The organism is Bacteroides sp. FSHCM14E1, assembly GCF_019633785.1.
Taxonomy (GTDB): Bacteria; Bacteroidota; Bacteroidia; order Bacteroidales; family Bacteroidaceae; genus Bacteroides; species Bacteroides hominis.
Window position 1 is genome coordinate 38,216 of sequence record NZ_JADKYL010000002.1, and the last position, 16,426, is coordinate 54,641.

13 protein-coding genes are annotated in these 16,426 nt (G+C 44.1%); 10 read left to right on the top strand and 3 right to left on the bottom strand.

The features are described 5' to 3' along the window. Nucleotides 1-273 precede the first annotated feature (273 nt). Entirely contained in the window at nucleotides 274-1,173 is a 900-nt protein-coding gene (locus tag ISX59_RS03150) for a glucosaminidase domain-containing protein (RefSeq protein WP_220575666.1), read from the bottom strand. 117 nt (nucleotides 1,174-1,290) lie between these two features. On the opposite strand from ISX59_RS03150, the gene cdd reads away from it, so the two are divergent. The 6 genes from cdd to nudC all read left to right on the top strand — a co-directional run bounded on the left by cdd (nucleotide 1,291) and on the right by nudC (nucleotide 7,415). Continuing rightward, nucleotides 1,291-1,773, top strand: coding sequence for a cytidine deaminase (gene cdd, locus ISX59_RS03155; RefSeq protein ID WP_005809459.1), 483 nt, complete (start codon nucleotides 1,291-1,293; stop codon nucleotides 1,771-1,773). A gap of 2 nt (nucleotides 1,774-1,775) precedes the next feature. Beyond that, nucleotides 1,776-2,615: an AraC family transcriptional regulator gene (locus ISX59_RS03160; RefSeq protein WP_005776259.1), complete on the top strand. Its 840-nt coding sequence runs from the start codon at nucleotides 1,776-1,778 to the stop codon at nucleotides 2,613-2,615. Between the two features lie 87 nt (nucleotides 2,616-2,702). After that, complete coding sequence (locus ISX59_RS03165) at nucleotides 2,703-3,305, top strand: DUF417 family protein (RefSeq protein WP_005809464.1); 603 nt, start codon at nucleotides 2,703-2,705, stop codon at nucleotides 3,303-3,305. Between the two features lie 59 nt (nucleotides 3,306-3,364). After that, complete coding sequence (locus ISX59_RS03170) at nucleotides 3,365-4,741, top strand: FAD-dependent oxidoreductase (RefSeq protein ID WP_220575667.1); 1,377 nt, start codon at nucleotides 3,365-3,367, stop codon at nucleotides 4,739-4,741. Nucleotides 4,742-5,014: 273 nt separating this feature from the next. Continuing rightward, entirely contained in the window at nucleotides 5,015-6,604 is a 1,590-nt protein-coding gene (locus ISX59_RS03175; protein WP_220575668.1) for an ABC-F family ATP-binding cassette domain-containing protein, read from the top strand. A 31-nt stretch (nucleotides 6,605-6,635) separates the two neighbouring features. Next, nucleotides 6,636-7,415 carry an NAD(+) diphosphatase gene (gene nudC / locus ISX59_RS03180; RefSeq protein WP_220575669.1) on the top strand — a complete coding sequence of 260 codons (780 nt, stop codon included), beginning with the start codon at nucleotides 6,636-6,638 and terminating at the stop codon, nucleotides 7,413-7,415. 127 nt (nucleotides 7,416-7,542) lie between these two features. Here the strand turns inward: nudC and ISX59_RS03185 are convergent, their stop codons facing one another. After that, entirely contained in the window at nucleotides 7,543-8,439 is an 897-nt protein-coding gene (locus ISX59_RS03185) for a histidine decarboxylase, pyruvoyl type (protein WP_122330305.1), read from the bottom strand. A 508-nt stretch (nucleotides 8,440-8,947) separates the two neighbouring features. On the opposite strand from ISX59_RS03185, the gene ISX59_RS03190 reads away from it, so the two are divergent. The 4 genes from ISX59_RS03190 to ISX59_RS03205 all read left to right on the top strand — a co-directional run bounded on the left by ISX59_RS03190 (nucleotide 8,948) and on the right by ISX59_RS03205 (nucleotide 14,314). Further along, the gene (locus tag ISX59_RS03190; RefSeq protein WP_220575670.1) at nucleotides 8,948-9,889 is read left to right on the top strand and encodes a site-specific integrase; all 942 of its coding nucleotides are present in this window, start codon (nucleotides 8,948-8,950) and stop codon (nucleotides 9,887-9,889) included. 436 nt (nucleotides 9,890-10,325) lie between these two features. Then, nucleotides 10,326-12,725, top strand: a complete 2,400-nt coding sequence (locus tag ISX59_RS03195) for a hypothetical protein (RefSeq protein ID WP_220575671.1) — start codon at nucleotides 10,326-10,328, stop codon at nucleotides 12,723-12,725. Between the two features lie 22 nt (nucleotides 12,726-12,747). After that, a complete protein-coding gene (locus tag ISX59_RS03200; RefSeq protein WP_220575672.1) occupies nucleotides 12,748-13,647 on the top strand; it encodes a BT1926 family outer membrane beta-barrel protein in 900 nt (299 codons plus the stop codon). An 88-nt stretch (nucleotides 13,648-13,735) separates the two neighbouring features. Further along, complete coding sequence (locus ISX59_RS03205; RefSeq protein WP_032539861.1) at nucleotides 13,736-14,314, top strand: DUF4369 domain-containing protein; 579 nt, start codon at nucleotides 13,736-13,738, stop codon at nucleotides 14,312-14,314. Between the two features lie 330 nt (nucleotides 14,315-14,644). Here the strand turns inward: ISX59_RS03205 and ISX59_RS03210 are convergent, their stop codons facing one another. Continuing rightward, the gene (locus ISX59_RS03210; RefSeq protein WP_005776243.1) at nucleotides 14,645-16,390 is read right to left on the bottom strand and encodes a phospho-sugar mutase; all 1,746 of its coding nucleotides are present in this window, start codon (nucleotides 16,388-16,390) and stop codon (nucleotides 14,645-14,647) included. Between the last annotated feature and the right edge of the window lie 36 nt (nucleotides 16,391-16,426).

The window sequence follows — 16,426 nt, forward strand, 5'->3', positions numbered from 1 at the left end:
TATTCTTTGTATTTCTATGATCAAACCTTATGCCAAAAAAGGAAAGTACTGTGTTTCAGCAGGAAGAAGAGAAACAGGGTGTCCGATAATGAACACCCTGTACAGTTTCGTAACAAAGCGTAACTGTGTTCTCTGCGGTGAAAAACACACGTTTGGGTGTAGCCATCCGGCAGAAAGGGTGTAGCCCTAATAGCAAAAGGGTGTAGCCATGCATAAAGTATGGCTACACCCTTTTGCTATTAATACATTTCTTATATACCGCAGCGGCAAAGTCTACCTCAGCCTCAACCTGTCTCCCACTTCGGGAACATAATCCCCGTCCTTACGGTTCATCTTATACAGGTTCTTCAACCGGATGGCATATTTCTGAGAAATGGTATGCATGGAGTCTCCGTCTTTGACGGTATAAACGGTATAAGGTTTCGACGCTCTCTTTTTCTTCTCTTTCAGATAAATGATATCACCATCCATCAAGGTATAATCACGTTGCAAGTCGTTATACTTCACCAACTTCTTCCAACGGATATCGAACTCTTTACCCAACGACTTAAACGTATCTCCGTCACGGGCTACAATATAAGCGATACCGTTTGCTATGTAGACCTGATGCGGATTGAGTACCGTCGGTTCACTCTTTGACGAACTCCATCCTCCCTTACGGTCATATTTATAAAGGTCGTAGTCTTCAATAATCGTAATCAGACGGTTGGCATACGAAGGATCGGTGGCATATCCCGCCTTTTTCAACCCACGGGCCCAGCCTTTATAATCCGTTATCTTCAGTTTAAACAAGAAAGCATAGCGGGCACCGCGTTTCAGAAATGCCGAATGGTCCTCGTACGAATCACGGGGATTGCGATAAGCACGGAAGCATTCGTTACGGGCATCGTCGTCATGGCGTACGGTACGTCCATTCCAGCTACTACCGCATTTGATGCCGAAGTGGTTATTACTTTTACGCGCCAGCGTGCTCATACCGGCACCACTTTCAAGCAGCCCCTGCGCCAATGTGATACTGGCGGGTATCTTGTGCTCCTTCATTTGCTCTACAGCCAGGGCACTATACTTATTTATATAATCTACGTAACGGGAATTCCTGCGCTGCGCCTGGGCACCGACAGAAAAAGCAAGAACTGTAACTACGGCAATCAGCCTGAGAAGTTTGCTATTCATCTATATAATTTGTGTATGTTAGGTTATGCGGCACAAAAATCATAAAAATAATTGGGATTATCAATCTCTTTTCTAACTTTGTAACATGATTTGTAGAACTATAAACCACCTACCCACATGAAAGACCTGACTATTACCTCTGTAATTAAAGTATATGAATATGACGAACTCAATGACGCAGACCGTGCCTTATTGGATGATGCCATTGAGGCAACCCGGCGCAGCTATGCACCTTACTCGCACTTCTCGGTAGGTGCGGCAGCGCTGCTGGCCAACGGAGTGATAGTGACAGGAACCAATCAGGAAAACGCAGCCTACCCGTCCGGACTTTGCGCCGAACGAACTACGTTGTTCTATGCCAATTCGCAGTATCCGGACCAGGCAGTGAAGACTCTTGCCATCGCCGCACGTACGGAAAAAGACTTTATCGACACTCCGATTCCTCCTTGCGGCGCCTGTCGCCAGGTGATTCTGGAAACGGAAAAAAGATACAAACAACCCATACGTATATTGCTTTACGGCAAAAAGTGTATTTACGAAATACAGAGTGTGGGACATTTATTACCCCTGTCATTTGACGCATCAGCCATGGAGGATTGATTATGATAAGAACTTACCAGACAAAACTGAAAGGTATGCTTGCATTGACCACAAGCTATCATACCGAAAAGAACTTGCAGAAAGAAAAGAGTTTGTATAAATTCATATGGGTACGCCAAGGAAGCATTACCCTGGAGATAGACCATCAGGAAGTGACACTGGCCGAAAACGAGGTGATCTCCCTCTCCAATCTCCAGCATCTGGAGTTCCTGTCCATCGATGGAGAGTATCTGACGGTGCTGTTCAACAGCAACTTCTATTGTATTTACGGCAATGACCATGAAGTGTCGTGCAGTGGATTTCTGTTCAACGGTTCTTCGCACGTGGTGAGATTTATGCTCAACGAATCGGAACGGCGGTCGATGGAAGATGTAGTGGGTTTGCTGGACCGCGAATTCACCGTATCGGACAATCTACAGGAAGAGATGCTCCGCATCCTGCTTAAACGTTTCATCATCCAGAGTACACGCATCGCCCGGCAAAGACTGAATATCACCCAGGAGAAGGAATACAGCTTCGAGATCATCCGCCAATACTATAATCTGGTAGACGAACACTTCCGGACTAAAAAGCAAGTGCAGGATTATGCCGACATGCTGCATAAATCACCCAAAACACTCTCGAACATCTTTTCTTCCTGTAAACTGCCTTCGCCCCTGCGCGTCATCCATGAACGGGTGGAAGCAGAAGCCAAACGACTCCTTTTATACAGTAACAAAAGTTCGAAAGAGATTGCTGATATTCTGGGATTTGAGGACCAGTCCTCTTTCAGCCGTTTCTTCAAAAACATGACCGGAGAAAGCCCTGTGCAATACCGAAATTCGGTAGAAGGGAAGAATTGACAATTCATCCGGCGATATTGCTATTTCCCGCCGATGGGAAAAACCGGATCTTTGCATCAGAAAGTTAAACCCATAAAAAGAAATAGCATGAAAGAGAAATTTATCACTCTGCTCACAGTAGCATCCGGTCTGAAAGGTTTCGGGCTGAAATTTATCCGCGTAGCCATCCTCGTTGTTTTTGTTTGGATCGGCGGACTGAAGTATTTTCATTACGAGGCCGACGGCATTGTACCATTTGTAGCCAACAGTCCGTTTATGAGTTTCTTCTACGCCAAAGATGCCCCCGAATATAAGGAACACAAAAATCCGGAAGGTGCTTATGTTCCGGCCAACCGCGAATGGCACGAAGCGAACAGAACCTACACGTTCTCTTATGGATTGGGAGCTTTGATTATGTCCATCGGTATCCTGGTATTCTTAGGCATCTTCTTCCCCAAAGTGGCGCTTATCGGCGACACACTGGCCATCATCATGACACTCGGTACACTCTCCTTCCTGGTGACCACTCCCGAAGTCTGGGTTCCGAACCTGGGAAGCGGAGAATATGGCTTCCCGCTCCTATCCGGTGCCGGACGTCTGGTAATTAAAGATATCGTAATTCTGGCAAGTGCCGTTACCCTGCTTTCCGATTCATCGCAGCGTGTACTGAACTCCCTCAAAAAAGCCGACTGGGAAAAACGGAACAAATAAGGGTTACGGAATGTTATAAACTGACATTAAAGATACATCCTTCTAAAAGTATAAGAATTATGAAACAATATGATGCCATTATTATCGGTTTCGGCAAGGGCGGCAAGACGCTGACCGCCGAATTAGCCAAACGCGGCTGGAAAGTCGCACTGATTGAACGCTCTGCCATGATGTATGGAGGTACTTGCCCCAATATAGCCTGTGTGCCTACCAAACGCCTTATCCACGAAGCTGAAAAGGTGAGTTGGCTCTACCCAACCAGTTACGAAAAGCAGGCCGAAGCTTATAAAGCCGCCATCGCACGGAAAAACGAAATGACAGCAGCTTCAAGGGCTAATATGTTCGACAAACTGAGCAGTCTCCCCAATGTGACCATTTACACCGGAATGGCATCGTTCGTTTCAAAAGATGTGGTGAAAGTAACCCTTCCCGACGAAGTGATCGAACTTCAGGGAAAAAAGATTTTCATCAATACCGGATCAACCAGCATTATACCGGCAATAGACGGGCTGAAAGACAGCAAACGGGTATATACCAGCACATCATTGATGGAACTGGATGTATTGCCCCGACATCTGATTATCGTGGGCGGAGGTTATATCGGACTGGAGTTTGCTTCCATGTATGCAAGCTTCGGAAGCAAAGTGACCGTGCTCGAAGGAGGTGACAAATTTATTGCCCGCGAAGACCGCGATATAGCAAACGCTGTAAAAGAGGCACTCGAAAAGAAAGGAATAGAAATCCGCCTCAACGCCCGTGCACAATCCATCCGCGATACAACGGACGGTGTAATCCTGACTTATACGGATACCGCCGGCGGTACATCTTCTGACATAGAAGGTGATGCCATCCTGGTAGCTACGGGACGCAAGCCAATGATTGAGGGACTGAATCTTCAGGCAGCCGGAGTAGAAGTGGATAGCCACGGGGCTATTGTTGTAAACGGTTACCTGCATACCACCTCCCCAAACATTTGGGCAATGGGTGATGTAAAAGGCGGGTTGCAGTTTACTTATATTTCGCTGGATGATTACCGGATTATCCGGGACGACCTTTTCGGCAACAAAGAACACACGGCCGACGACCGCAATCCGGTGGCATACTCGGTATTTATAGATCCGCCGCTTTCACATGTCGGGCTGACCGAAGAAGAAGCCATCAGACGGGGATATTCCTTCAAAGTATCACGTCTCCCGGCCTCAGCACTACCACGTGCACGTACTTTACAACAGACTGACGGTATACTGAAAGCCATCATCGACAGCCATTCGGGACGCATCATGGGCTGCACGCTGTTCTGTGCCGAATCTTCCGAAGTCATTAACATAGTAAACATGGCGATGAAGACCGGACAACATTATACCTTCCTTCGCGATTTCATCTTTACACATCCAAGTATGGGCGAAGGACTGAATGAATTGTTTTCAATAGATTAGTTTAACGAGAAGAGGGGAGAAGTTTCAGATTTCTCCCCTCTCTTTTTGTAATTGCCGGAATATCTTCTATCTTTGCAGTCTAATTTCATATGTATACCCATGAGAATATCTAAGTAAGACAACACTTTCCGGTAAACATCACTTTTCACATATGCTTCTTTTCATGTATTGTTAAGCATCACGAATCCGTGTTGTTTAACCCCTATTGTGTTTGTCTCTCCCCTACCCGCTATCATCAACAGCAAGTATTTACTTTCAAACCAATAGACAAGTATGTGTATCCAAGTACAACAAATCACCTATATCCATCCCGATAAGGAAGTTCTTTTCCAAAATCTCAGTTTCTCTGTCAGCAAAGGACAGCAATTGGCTCTGATCGGCAATAATGGTTGTGGCAAGTCAACATTGCTGCAAATCATATCCGGACAACTGCAACCGTGTTCGGGAACCGTACTCCGTCCATTCGCTCTTTATTATGTGCCCCAGCACTTCGGACAATATGATAAAATGAGCATTGCCGAAGCCCTCGGGATAGACGGAAAACGAAAAGCCCTCCATGCCATTTTGGATGGAGATACTTCCATCGTCAACTTCAATATCCTCGATGACGACTGGAACATCGAAGAAAAAGCCACAGCAGCTCTCAATGGATGGGGGCTCGGAACAATGTCTCTTGACCAGCCCATGCATACACTGAGTGGTGGAGAAAAGACACGCGTATTCCTGGCAGGCATCGAACTGCAGGAAACTTCCGTGATATTGATGGATGAACCTACCAATCACCTCGACAGCCAAGGACGCAACAAACTGTATGAATGGGTGAAGAAATGCCGTTCTACGCTGATTGTAGTCAGCCACGACCGCACTCTGCTCAATCTGCTTCCCGAAACCTGCGAACTGAGCCGTAGCGCACTTGTGTTTTACGGAGGAAACTATGAATTCTACAAACAGCAGAAAGAGCTTCTGCTAAGTGCTTTGCAACAACAACTGAATGAAAAGGAGAAAGAACTCCGGCAAGTACGGAAGCTTGCACGTGAGGTTGCCGAGCGGAAAGACAAGCAGAATGTACGGAGCGAAAAAGCGGCTCCTCAAAAAGGCATTTCCCGTATGGCCATCAATACCCTGAAAGACCGGGCAGAAAAAAGTACCACCAAACTGGCGGACATCCACCGGGACAAATCGGAAAAACTTGTCGCCGAACGAAGTCAGATACGCAACAGGTTGGGCGAAGTGTCACTGCTTAAAACCGATTTCAATGCTTCTGCTTTACATCCGGGAAAAATATTACTGACTGCCCGTGATATAAACTTCACTTATGAAATTTCGTTTTTATGGAAGGCTCCCCTAAGTTTCCAACTGAAAAGCGGTGACCGGATACGTATCGAAGGAGACAACGGGAGTGGTAAAACTACCTTATTAAAACTGGTCACCGGAGAACTATTGCCTGCTTCGGGCACACTGGAGCGCACCGGGTTCAGTTACGTCTATCTCAATCAGGAATATTCCATCATCTGCAATCAGCTGACGGTGCTTCAACAAGCAGAATCATTCAATGTACGTGCCCTGCCGGAACACGAAATAAAGATCATATTGAATCGCTTTCTCTTCCCGGTGGCAAGTTGGGACAAACCTTGCAAACAGCTTAGTGGAGGTGAAAAAATGCGGCTCGCTTTCTGTTGCCTGATGATCAGCAATAACACCCCTGACCTCTTTATCCTGGATGAACCCACCAATAATCTGGACATACACAGCATCGAGATCATCACCGCCACCATCCGGAATTATACAGGTAGTGTACTGCTGGTATCACATGATGAATATTTTATAAAGGAGACCGGCATGAAAGAGAGTATCTTTTTATAATTTTGCACCGGTTAAAAAAGAATTATCCAAAATGACACATACAAAAAACAACCGGTGGTTCATCTTCTACCAAGATCAGTTATTACTGGAAAAGACAAACAACGCTTTCTCCATCCCTTCAAGAGAAAGCGCCCCCATCGCCATACCGGAAGGAACAACCGTACACACCCTAACTACGCCCGATGGCATATCCGGCAAAAGTTTCTACATAGATTCTCCGATCACAGAAACACCGGAATATGTACAAATGGGGTTGCGCGCTTCTTATGATTACCTGCCGCTCGAACACTACCAAGCAGCAGGTAAAGCTCACGAAATCCTGTACTGGGACCGTAGCAACCGCTTTTGCCCCACATGTGGAACTCCACTGGTACAGAAAGAGCCTATTATGAAAAAGTGTCCGGATTGCGGTAAAGAAGTCTATCCCGCCATTTCAACGGCAATTCTGGTATTGGTACGCAAAGAGGATTCTTTGTTACTGGTACATGCCCGCAACTTTAAAGGTACATTCAATAGCTTGGTGGCCGGCTTCCTTGAAACCGGAGAAACCTTGGAGGAATGTGTGGAAAGGGAAGTTAAAGAAGAAACCGGACTGGATGTGAAGAACATTCAGTATTTTGGAAATCAGCCCTGGCCCTATCCGAGCGGACTCATGGTAGGTTTTATTGCCGATTATGCCGGGGGCAGCATTCGCTTGCAGGATGACGAACTCAGTTCCGGGAATTTCTATACAAAAAATAATCTGCCGGAACTTCCGCGGAAGCTAAGTCTGGCACGTAAGATGATTGACTGGTGGATAGCACAACAGTGAAAAAAAGACAAGCTACGAAAGGTACACCCACCACAAACGAACAACCAGGAACGGATAGAAAAGAAATCCGTTCTCAGCATCATAAACCTGTGTACCTATTCGTAGCCTGTGTTTTACCGTCAAACTTCTATTCAAAAATAGTCAGCTCTTCCAGCCCTAACTTCTCTTCCCAGTCACTGATGGTCATCTGGCAAAGATCAGCCGGTTTCATATCGGCAGGGACAGCATTCTGGGCCAAATAGACAGCAGGAGTGCACGACAAAGCACAACCAACCTGATCGGGTTCTACAAACGTATATTTATAACCAATATAAATACGGTCGTAAATTACATCCTGATCCTGTCCGCAAAGTACAATGCTGTTGGTGGCTTTCCGGAGTATCCCTTCCAAAAAACCAATTGCTTCGCCTTCCGTTGTCGAATCATCCCCGTAAGTTCCGGCGTCTTTCACAAACAGGCAGGCTCCTTTACTACGGTTTTTCAAAATAGCCAGTCCGATCACAGACCACACCCATGTGGGACCGCATGCTACAACCTTTCGGCTTCCTCCCGGCACATAAGCTCCGGGGAGTATGGGAAAACGACGCTCTTTGGCACGGCCGAACAAACGTTCGGTTGCCTCCAGCAACGGACGGATATTATAAACAGGAACGTCTACCCCTTCAGGCTGTGCCTGCATATAGATAGGCATCTCCTTTCTTTTGGCAATGTCATCGTGCATTGCCAGGTCAAATCCCCAGATAGCTCCATTTTGTCCACAAAATGAAGAAGCCTTCATTAGATTGACTTGTCCGAGATATGCGTCGTTTTTCTCACAGCGGTCCTTTGCTACAATCTTTTCAGTTATTGCATCAAGGTCTTTCACGCCGACTGTACCGACTGACAATTTCATTGTCGAAATATATCCTTCACCACTTGCAACTCCGGGATTCAAATATCCCATGCAAAATTCTTTACTTGGCCCTATAGCCTGACTAATCACATTAGAGGCATCATAACGGATGCCGGACACAAGATCTTTCATACGTTTTTAAGTTTAGATGTTGCAGTAAGAACAATATATTGCCAAGAATGATTAGCCTCTGCTCCATAAAGAAAGCAAAAGAAGACGAAGAAGACAAAATACTAAAAAATGTGAAGCTATCAATTTGGTAAGTTCAAACAGATATTCCAGCAATCTGCTTATCATTCAAAGAGTTCGTTTCAAGCAATTATCAAGTTTATATCAACTGTTTATCTTATAGATAGCATACTAACAGAATGTTTGTTTTAATGATGTGTTAAAGTTAATCATTTGGAACCAAACAATTAATTACGTAAACCAATAGTTAATGATTAATCAAAAGAAAATTAATATCTTGGGAAAAGAAAAACTAGGAATCCGGAGGGTGTATCGAAACTCACCACAGAGGATACAGAGTAACACTGAACAAATACCAAGTCACTGATTATCAACATTATTATTCTATAATAATCTGTATAATCTGTGGTAAAAAGAGTTTTGACACAGCTCCATCAAAACAAAATGTATTATGAAAGAACAAAATTTTATCCGATTTATGGATAGCATTATCAGCGAACAAAAAGCAGGTAATTTTCTCGGAACTGCCCATATTTATCAAGCCAGCCTGAATGCATTCGGAGCTTTCACAGGCAGCAAGAACATCCTGTTTCGTCAGATGACACCTGCATTACTAAAACGATTCGAACATTATCTCCGTCTGAGAGGAAATAGCTGGAATACCGTCTCCACCTATATGCGGGCCTTACGCGCTGTCTACAACCGGGCAGTGGACCGCCAACTGGCCCCCTACTCTCCCCGCTTGTTCAAACCTGTATATACTGGAACCCAAGCCGATGTGAAAAGATCTCTCAAAGCAGAAGAAATGGGGCTTTTACTGCAAATGAACCACACTGCACAGCATCCAGAAGTCATTTGCCGTGCCCACAAGATGTTTGTACTTATGTTCTTATTACGCGGACTTCCCTTTGTCGACTTGGCCTATCTGCAAAAGAGAGACTTAAAAGGAAATATCCTCACTTACCACCGGCACAAAACAGGACGCCAACTTACAGTAACCATTCCTTCCGAAGCTATGGAGATTATTCTGGAATATATGGATACCGACCCTGACTCACCTTACTTGTTTCCTATTCTGAGCAAAAAGCAAAAAAGCCATATCAATTATCAGGAATACCAATATGCTTTACGTGCATTTAACTATCAGTTGATACAATTGGCGCATCTATTGGGAATTTCGAAAAACCTGAGTTCATACACCGCACGACACACCTGGGCTACCTTAGCTTACCATCTTGAAATTCACCCGGGCATCATCAGTGAAGCCATGGGACATTCGTCAATCAAAGTGACAGAAACCTACTTGAAACCATTCAACATTAAGAAATTAGATGAAACAAATGCTCATATTATATCATTTGCGAAAGAAGCATACACAGGACTAATACTTTGATTATCTGAGCCATTACTTTATAGGTAACTCTTCTATAAGTGCGCTACAAACATAAATCATTTTTCACAATAAAACAAATAAAATACGATTATTTATTAAAATAAGTCATTGAATCATCCTTTATAAAAGAAAAAGACGACTATAGTCTTTGGTGTACATTACATTAGTATCATGAATGCGCACAATTCGCTCATCCCGTTTTTAATCCCCAACGAGATGATCCATCTCCTATATGCTTTATGCTACATATAACCGGAATTTAATGTTAAAAACTCCTCTCAAAGACGCTTCTTATCGAAAAGCGGACTTCGATCCCGTTACCTATAAAGTAACGGTAGATAGAGGTATTACACAGATAGAGGAAAAGCCGCAATAGGCAAGAGAATACATTGATTTACTTACATAACATTTTTATTAACACTAAAAAAACAGAGGTATGAGAAAATGGACTTATCTCGTAGCTGCACTCTTAGTGGGAGGAGCAACTACAACGTTTACCGGATGTATCGATAATGATGAACCGGCAAGCATCACAGAACTTCGCGGAGCGAAAGCAGAATTAATTAAAGCAAAAGCAGCTGTACAAACTGCTGAAGCGGCTTACAAAGAGGCACAAATTGCTATCGTCAATGCCAAAGCCGCTTACCTGGAAGAAAAAGTAGCCCAGGAAAAGCTTAAAACAGAAGTTCAAGCAGCCAAAACAGAAGCGATGAAAGCCTATTGGCAACAAAAAGCCGAGAAAAGCGCAGAGTTATTCAAAGCTAAAATGCTTGAGCTACAAATTCAGACTGCACAAGCACAGGCCGCTTATGAAAAGGCAATGATCGATATCGAAGTGGCTTTACTTGGTTACAAAGATAATGCCTATGCTACCAAGTTGAACGAACTGCTATACACGCAAAGTTTTGCATATACTCCTAAAAAGATCACCTACAATGAAGAATCGGGGAAAATCAGTGTAGAAGATGGAGAAGAGACTACCGTAAAAGGCCTGATCGAACTCTCCGGTACATTAAGCGATGCCCAGGAAGAACTGGCTGACCTGATGAGACAGAAATCTTTATTAGAATTCAGCTATGATCCGGAAGCATTGATTGCCGGCGTTACCAACCAGATTGCCATTCAGAAAGGTGAAGTAAAAGGTATCGAAGAAAACCTGGCACAGCTGAAGATTGTCGCAGAAATTCCATTGGATCAGTTTGAAGCCAAATACAAAGAACTTAATGATAAGAAAACGGATCTTGACAATAAAATCAATGCTATCGACTTATCAAAAGTAAGTGACGCCGATTATCAGGCAGCCGTACAACAGGTAGCTGAAGTGCGGAAAGCAAAAGAAGCAAAAGGTGAATTCACTTTCGATATTCCTGCTGCCATCCAGGATGGATTTGCCAGAATGATTCTGGAAAAACAAACTTTGGACAACAATGACCTTGCCAATTCCTTTAGGCCAGCAATAAAGATAGATCCCGCAACCGGAAAATACTATTTTCCTGATGGGTTCCGCTTCTCTAAAACCATGCAGGAGAAAAGAAACATATTAGAAGCTATCACTACTTTATTAACCGACAAAGTAAAGACCAGCGAAGAACAGGCACAGGCAAAACTGGCACAGGCACAAGCTAAAGTTGACTATGATGCGTTCCAAGCAGAGCTGACCAAAGTAGAGGGTACATGGGCAAAAGCATCTGAAGCTTTTTATAAGGCAGTAGATGCAGGCAAGTATCTCAGTCAGGAGGGACACGACGCACGCAGCTTGATCATCGCAGATTATCAGACTTACCAGAAAGATTATGAAAGTGCCGCCGGAGATGCAGCTAAAGAAAAAGCTGCTTTAGACAAATTTATTGCTCAATACAAAACTTATCTCACCGCCAGAACCGCTTTGGACGGACTAAAGCTGAAAGAAGAAACAGACATTACTAAAGATGCAGCCAAACTGGACGCATGGAAGGCACTTATCACTGAGAACAACGGAACAACAAGTTATGATGCCGTATTCGGTGTGGAGGATTTGTTTAAAGCTGAAGGTGGCCTCGCTGCCGATTTCGTCAAAGCAGCCAAAGCCGCCGGCTACAGTAACAAACGCCAAACTACAGCAATTTACGCAGAATGGTTGGCGGCTTACAATAAAGCATTAGCCGAACACACCGGAGAAGGAGAGTTTACATTCGATCCTGACGGAATCTCCCTAACCCAGAACGGGCTGGCAGACAAAACATTTGAAGCAAAGAAGGAATACGATGCTTTAACAGATGAAATCAACAATGTATCTGTATGGGCCGACCTGAACTCAAAATTAATGGCTATGGGTACCGACAATGATAAAGCAATCGCCGCAACAGATACAAAACTGGCAACAGCACAAATTACCCTGAACCAGATTACAGAGAAGTACGATGCGGAGAAAGCAAGTCTGGAAGTGCAGAAAGCCGGTTTGAATTGCATCTTAGGTACAATGAAAAAGGCTTTGCCTCAGACTGGTGATAATAACCAGCCATTGTCCACTTATGAGGATGCAATTAAATACCTGAAGGACGAAATAGCCAAAATCGAAGGTGCACCTTCTGAAGTTGACAACGAAAGTGGCAACATCACTGTAAAGAGCGGTACTCTGGCAGAGGCAAAAGCTGAACTGAATATGTACGATGCTTTGCTGAAAGCACTACAGGACGGTAGCTACGAACAAGAACAAGCAACAGCCATCAAACTTAAAGAAGCTCAAATCGATGCCAAAACTTTTGAAATCGAAGCATTGACGGTATTATTCAACAAGGCAAAAGAGATGAAAGATCAGCTTATCAAAACACTGACCGGAGACACTTCAGCCGAATAAATAAAAACTAAAGGAAAAAAGTATGATTAAAAAACTATGCATAATCCTTCTGACTGCATGTACTGTTGCGCCACTTATGGCGCAACAACGCAGCAGCAGTGACGATGCGTCGTTTGCCCCGGAAAAAGGTAACTGGCAGATATCCGTCGCATTAGGCAATTCACAGCAATTCGCCGATGGTATGGAATACTTGTTACCGAAATACTGGAACGGGACCGGAAACGCGCCGGGCATTGGCTTGGGCGATGATACAGGCAACAAGTCTGAAGATCCGGGCATGTATCTGAATCTGGGAAGTTGGAATAATAATAGCTTGGTCAACATCATCGGTTTGCAGGGAAAATATTTCCTGACCGATCGTTGGGACGTTAATCTGATGTTCAGCATGAACATTGGAGTCACCCCGAAAAAGGATTTCATTGAAGGCGACAATAGTGTGTCCGATATGCAAATCCCCGCTTCCAAATATGTAGAAGGACGGGTGAAAAACAACTGGATGGTAAACATTGGTTCAAACTATTATTTCAATACGAAAAACGAACGTATCAATCTTTATGTGGGTGGCCTTATAGGCTGGCAAATGGGACGAATCGAAACGATGTCTCCCAACACGGGTGAAACTGTAAGCGACGGTGATGCAATAACTGACGATGACGATTTGAATGACGCAGAAACACTGCCTTTACAAGTATATATCCCTTCGACCAAAACCGGACAAATATTCGGATTACGTGCGGCAGCAGTAGCCGGCATCGAATACAGCCTGGGTAAAGGACTAGTTTTCGGATTTGAACTGCAACCGGTAGCCTATCGCTACGACATGATTCAGATTTATCCGAAAGGGGTAGCCACTTACAAAGTGGGACATCATAACATAAACTTGTTTGCACAACCCTATTTGAAATTAGGATTTAGATTTTAAATAAGTCCAGATATTACGAAAAAATCACCCCGTCCTACCTTCGGGTATGTATGGGGTGATTTTTTACTTAACGAACATCACAACCAAGATGAAAAGAATAACAGCAGGAGGAATCATACTGGGAACCATCTTTCTGGCAGCATGCAACCATGCCCGACAGAACGGTAGCTATTATGTCAGTGGCATGGTAACCAACCCTCAAATGGAAGGCAGAACAATCTATTTGCAGGATGCTATCCACAGCACAACCCGATATGACAGTACACAAGTGATTGACTGTCGGTTCGCATTTGAGGGAAAAATCAATTCTCCCCAAGTCAGAGAGCTATTTATTCAGGAAAACGACAGTGACCGCTTTCCTGTTACTCTCCCTATCGTTGTCGAAGCGGGAAAAATCAGCACGCAAATAGGAGACGTAGTCCAAGTGGAAGGGACCGCACTCAACACAGAGATGATGCAATTTCTTCTTGCCATCGATCAGTTCGGGGAACACGACTTCTCCGGAAAAAGTGTCCATGAAATAAAAGAAAGCTTTACCGGGCTATTGATGGAACAGATTATAAAACATGCCAGCAGTCCCATCGGAAAGTATATCTATGCGGCATACGGAAACAAGTTAAGCACAGGGCAAAGGGCTATCGCAAAAAAAAATCTGGGCATTAACTAAAAACCATACATCCGGGAAATACAGACGTGAGTTTCACCTAGTTCTCCGTCTGCCCGGATCTTTTAGTGTTGTGAGGGTGTGTCGAAACTCACCACAGAGGACACAGAGTAACATAGAGCAATTTTTAAGTTATTGATTATCAACATTCTTATTCTGTGATAATCTGTGTAATCTGTGGTAAAAAGAGTTTTGACACAGCCCCTTTAAAAGAATAATCCCAAAAGAAATGCCCCATCCAATTCAGGACAGGGCATTTCGATAATACTATAATACTATGGACACATTTATATTACCCAAAGTATCTGTTAAAAGAGTGCTTAAAGAAGTTCCTTAAATACCCAACGATTTCTTCACAGCTTCCACTTTTTCAGTAGCCTCTGCATCGGCAGTGGCAAAGCAGTTGCGGCATCCCATCTGGCCTTTCACTTCGATGTAGAATTTGATCTTCGGTTCCGTTCCTGACGGACGAACAGACACTTTACCACCATCTGCGGTGAAATATTGCAGCACATTCGATGGTTCCGGCATATCGATGTCACTTACATGACCTTCTGCATCTGTCTGCTTCAGAGTTTTATAGTCTTTTGACAGAATCACTTTCGAGCCACCCAACTCTTTCGGAGGATTAGCACGGAAGTTTTCCATCATGGCTTTAATCTCTTCGGCACCGCTCTTACCCGGTTTCACTACGTTTACAGTAAATTCTTTAGAGAATCCATATTCAACGTAAATGTCCATCAGCAACTGATACAGAGTCTTTCCATTGTCTTTAGCCCAAGCAGCCACTTCGGCAATCAGGCAGCAAGCAGAAACAGCATCTTTGTCACGAACAAAGTCTTCGGCCAGAAAACCGTAGCTCTCTTCACCACCACCGATGTATTTCTTCTTACCCTCACGTAAACGAATTTCACGGGCGATCCATTTAAAGCCGGTATAACAGTCGAGCATCTCAATTTGATTTTTGTCAGCAATCTTCTTGATCAGTTCGGTAGTAACAATGGTCTTCACACAGAATTCATTACCGGTCATCTTACCCAGTTTATTGTATTGAGTGATGATATAATACAGATACATCAGGCAAGTCTGGTTACCGTTGATCAATACCCATTCACCCTTATCGTCCTTGCAAGCAATACCTACACGGTCGGCATCCGGATCGGAAGCCATTACAAGGTCGGCATCGATTTCTTTAGCCAGATTGAGAGCCATTGTCAGGGCTTCCGCATTCTCCGGATTCGGAGAAACAACCGTCGGAAAGTTACCATCCTTAATCATCTGCTCGGGAACAGTGTATACATTTTCAAATCCCCACATCTTCAGTGCACGGGGAATCAGCATCATACCCGTACCATGAATCGGAGTGTAGACAATCTTCATATCTTTATGACGAGCAATAGCTTCAGGATCGATAGAAACGGTTTTCACCCTATCCAGATATATTTTATCGACATCTTCCCCGATAATCTGAATCAGCTCCGGATTACCCTGGAACTTAATGTCGGCAGCAGAAGCAATCTTGTTCACTTCGTCGATAATACCTTTATCGTGCGGAGCCAGTACCTGTGCACCATCATCCCAGTAAGCTTTATAGCCGTTATATTCTTTCGGGTTGTGTGAAGCAGTCAGAATGATACCGCTCTGGCAACCAAGGTGACGGATGGCAAAAGACATCTCCGGAGTAGGACGCATCTCCTCGAACAGATATACTTTAATGCCATTGGCAGAGAAAATATCCGCAGAAATCTTAGCGAACAGAGAACTATTGTTACGGCAATCGTATCCTACCACAACAGAAATCTGTTTCAGATTCTTAAAGTTTGCGTTCAGATAGTTAGAAAGTCCCTGAGTTGCGGCTCCAACAGTATAAATATTCATACGGTTGGTACCTACTCCCATGATACCACGGAGTCCGCCCGTACCAAATTCAAGGTCTTTGTAAAAGGCTTCAATCAATTCTGTCTTATCTTCGTTCTCCAGCATGCGTTTCACTTCAGCCTGAGTTTCGGCATCATACGCCGGGGTCAGCCACTTCTCGGCTTTCTCAGTCACCTGTTTGATTAGTTCTTCATTCCCCATGGTTATATCTATTTTTAGAGATTAATAATTATTCTA

Coding starts and splice junctions, on each gene's coding strand:
- ISX59_RS03150 (WP_220575666.1), bottom strand. CDS start 1,173: ATGAATAGCAAACTTCTCAGGCTGATTGCCGTAGTTACAGTTCTTGCT.
- cdd (WP_005809459.1), top strand. CDS start 1,291: ATGAAAGACCTGACTATTACCTCTGTAATTAAAGTATATGAATATGAC.
- ISX59_RS03160 (WP_005776259.1), top strand. CDS start 1,776: ATGATAAGAACTTACCAGACAAAACTGAAAGGTATGCTTGCATTGACC.
- ISX59_RS03165 (WP_005809464.1), top strand. CDS start 2,703: ATGAAAGAGAAATTTATCACTCTGCTCACAGTAGCATCCGGTCTGAAA.
- ISX59_RS03170 (WP_220575667.1), top strand. CDS start 3,365: ATGAAACAATATGATGCCATTATTATCGGTTTCGGCAAGGGCGGCAAG.
- ISX59_RS03175 (WP_220575668.1), top strand. CDS start 5,015: ATGTGTATCCAAGTACAACAAATCACCTATATCCATCCCGATAAGGAA.
- nudC (WP_220575669.1), top strand. CDS start 6,636: ATGACACATACAAAAAACAACCGGTGGTTCATCTTCTACCAAGATCAG.
- ISX59_RS03185 (WP_122330305.1), bottom strand. CDS start 8,439: ATGAAAGATCTTGTGTCCGGCATCCGTTATGATGCCTCTAATGTGATT.
- ISX59_RS03190 (WP_220575670.1), top strand. CDS start 8,948: ATGAAAGAACAAAATTTTATCCGATTTATGGATAGCATTATCAGCGAA.
- ISX59_RS03195 (WP_220575671.1), top strand. CDS start 10,326: ATGAGAAAATGGACTTATCTCGTAGCTGCACTCTTAGTGGGAGGAGCA.
- ISX59_RS03200 (WP_220575672.1), top strand. CDS start 12,748: ATGATTAAAAAACTATGCATAATCCTTCTGACTGCATGTACTGTTGCG.
- ISX59_RS03205 (WP_032539861.1), top strand. CDS start 13,736: ATGAAAAGAATAACAGCAGGAGGAATCATACTGGGAACCATCTTTCTG.
- ISX59_RS03210 (WP_005776243.1), bottom strand. CDS start 16,390: ATGGGGAATGAAGAACTAATCAAACAGGTGACTGAGAAAGCCGAGAAG.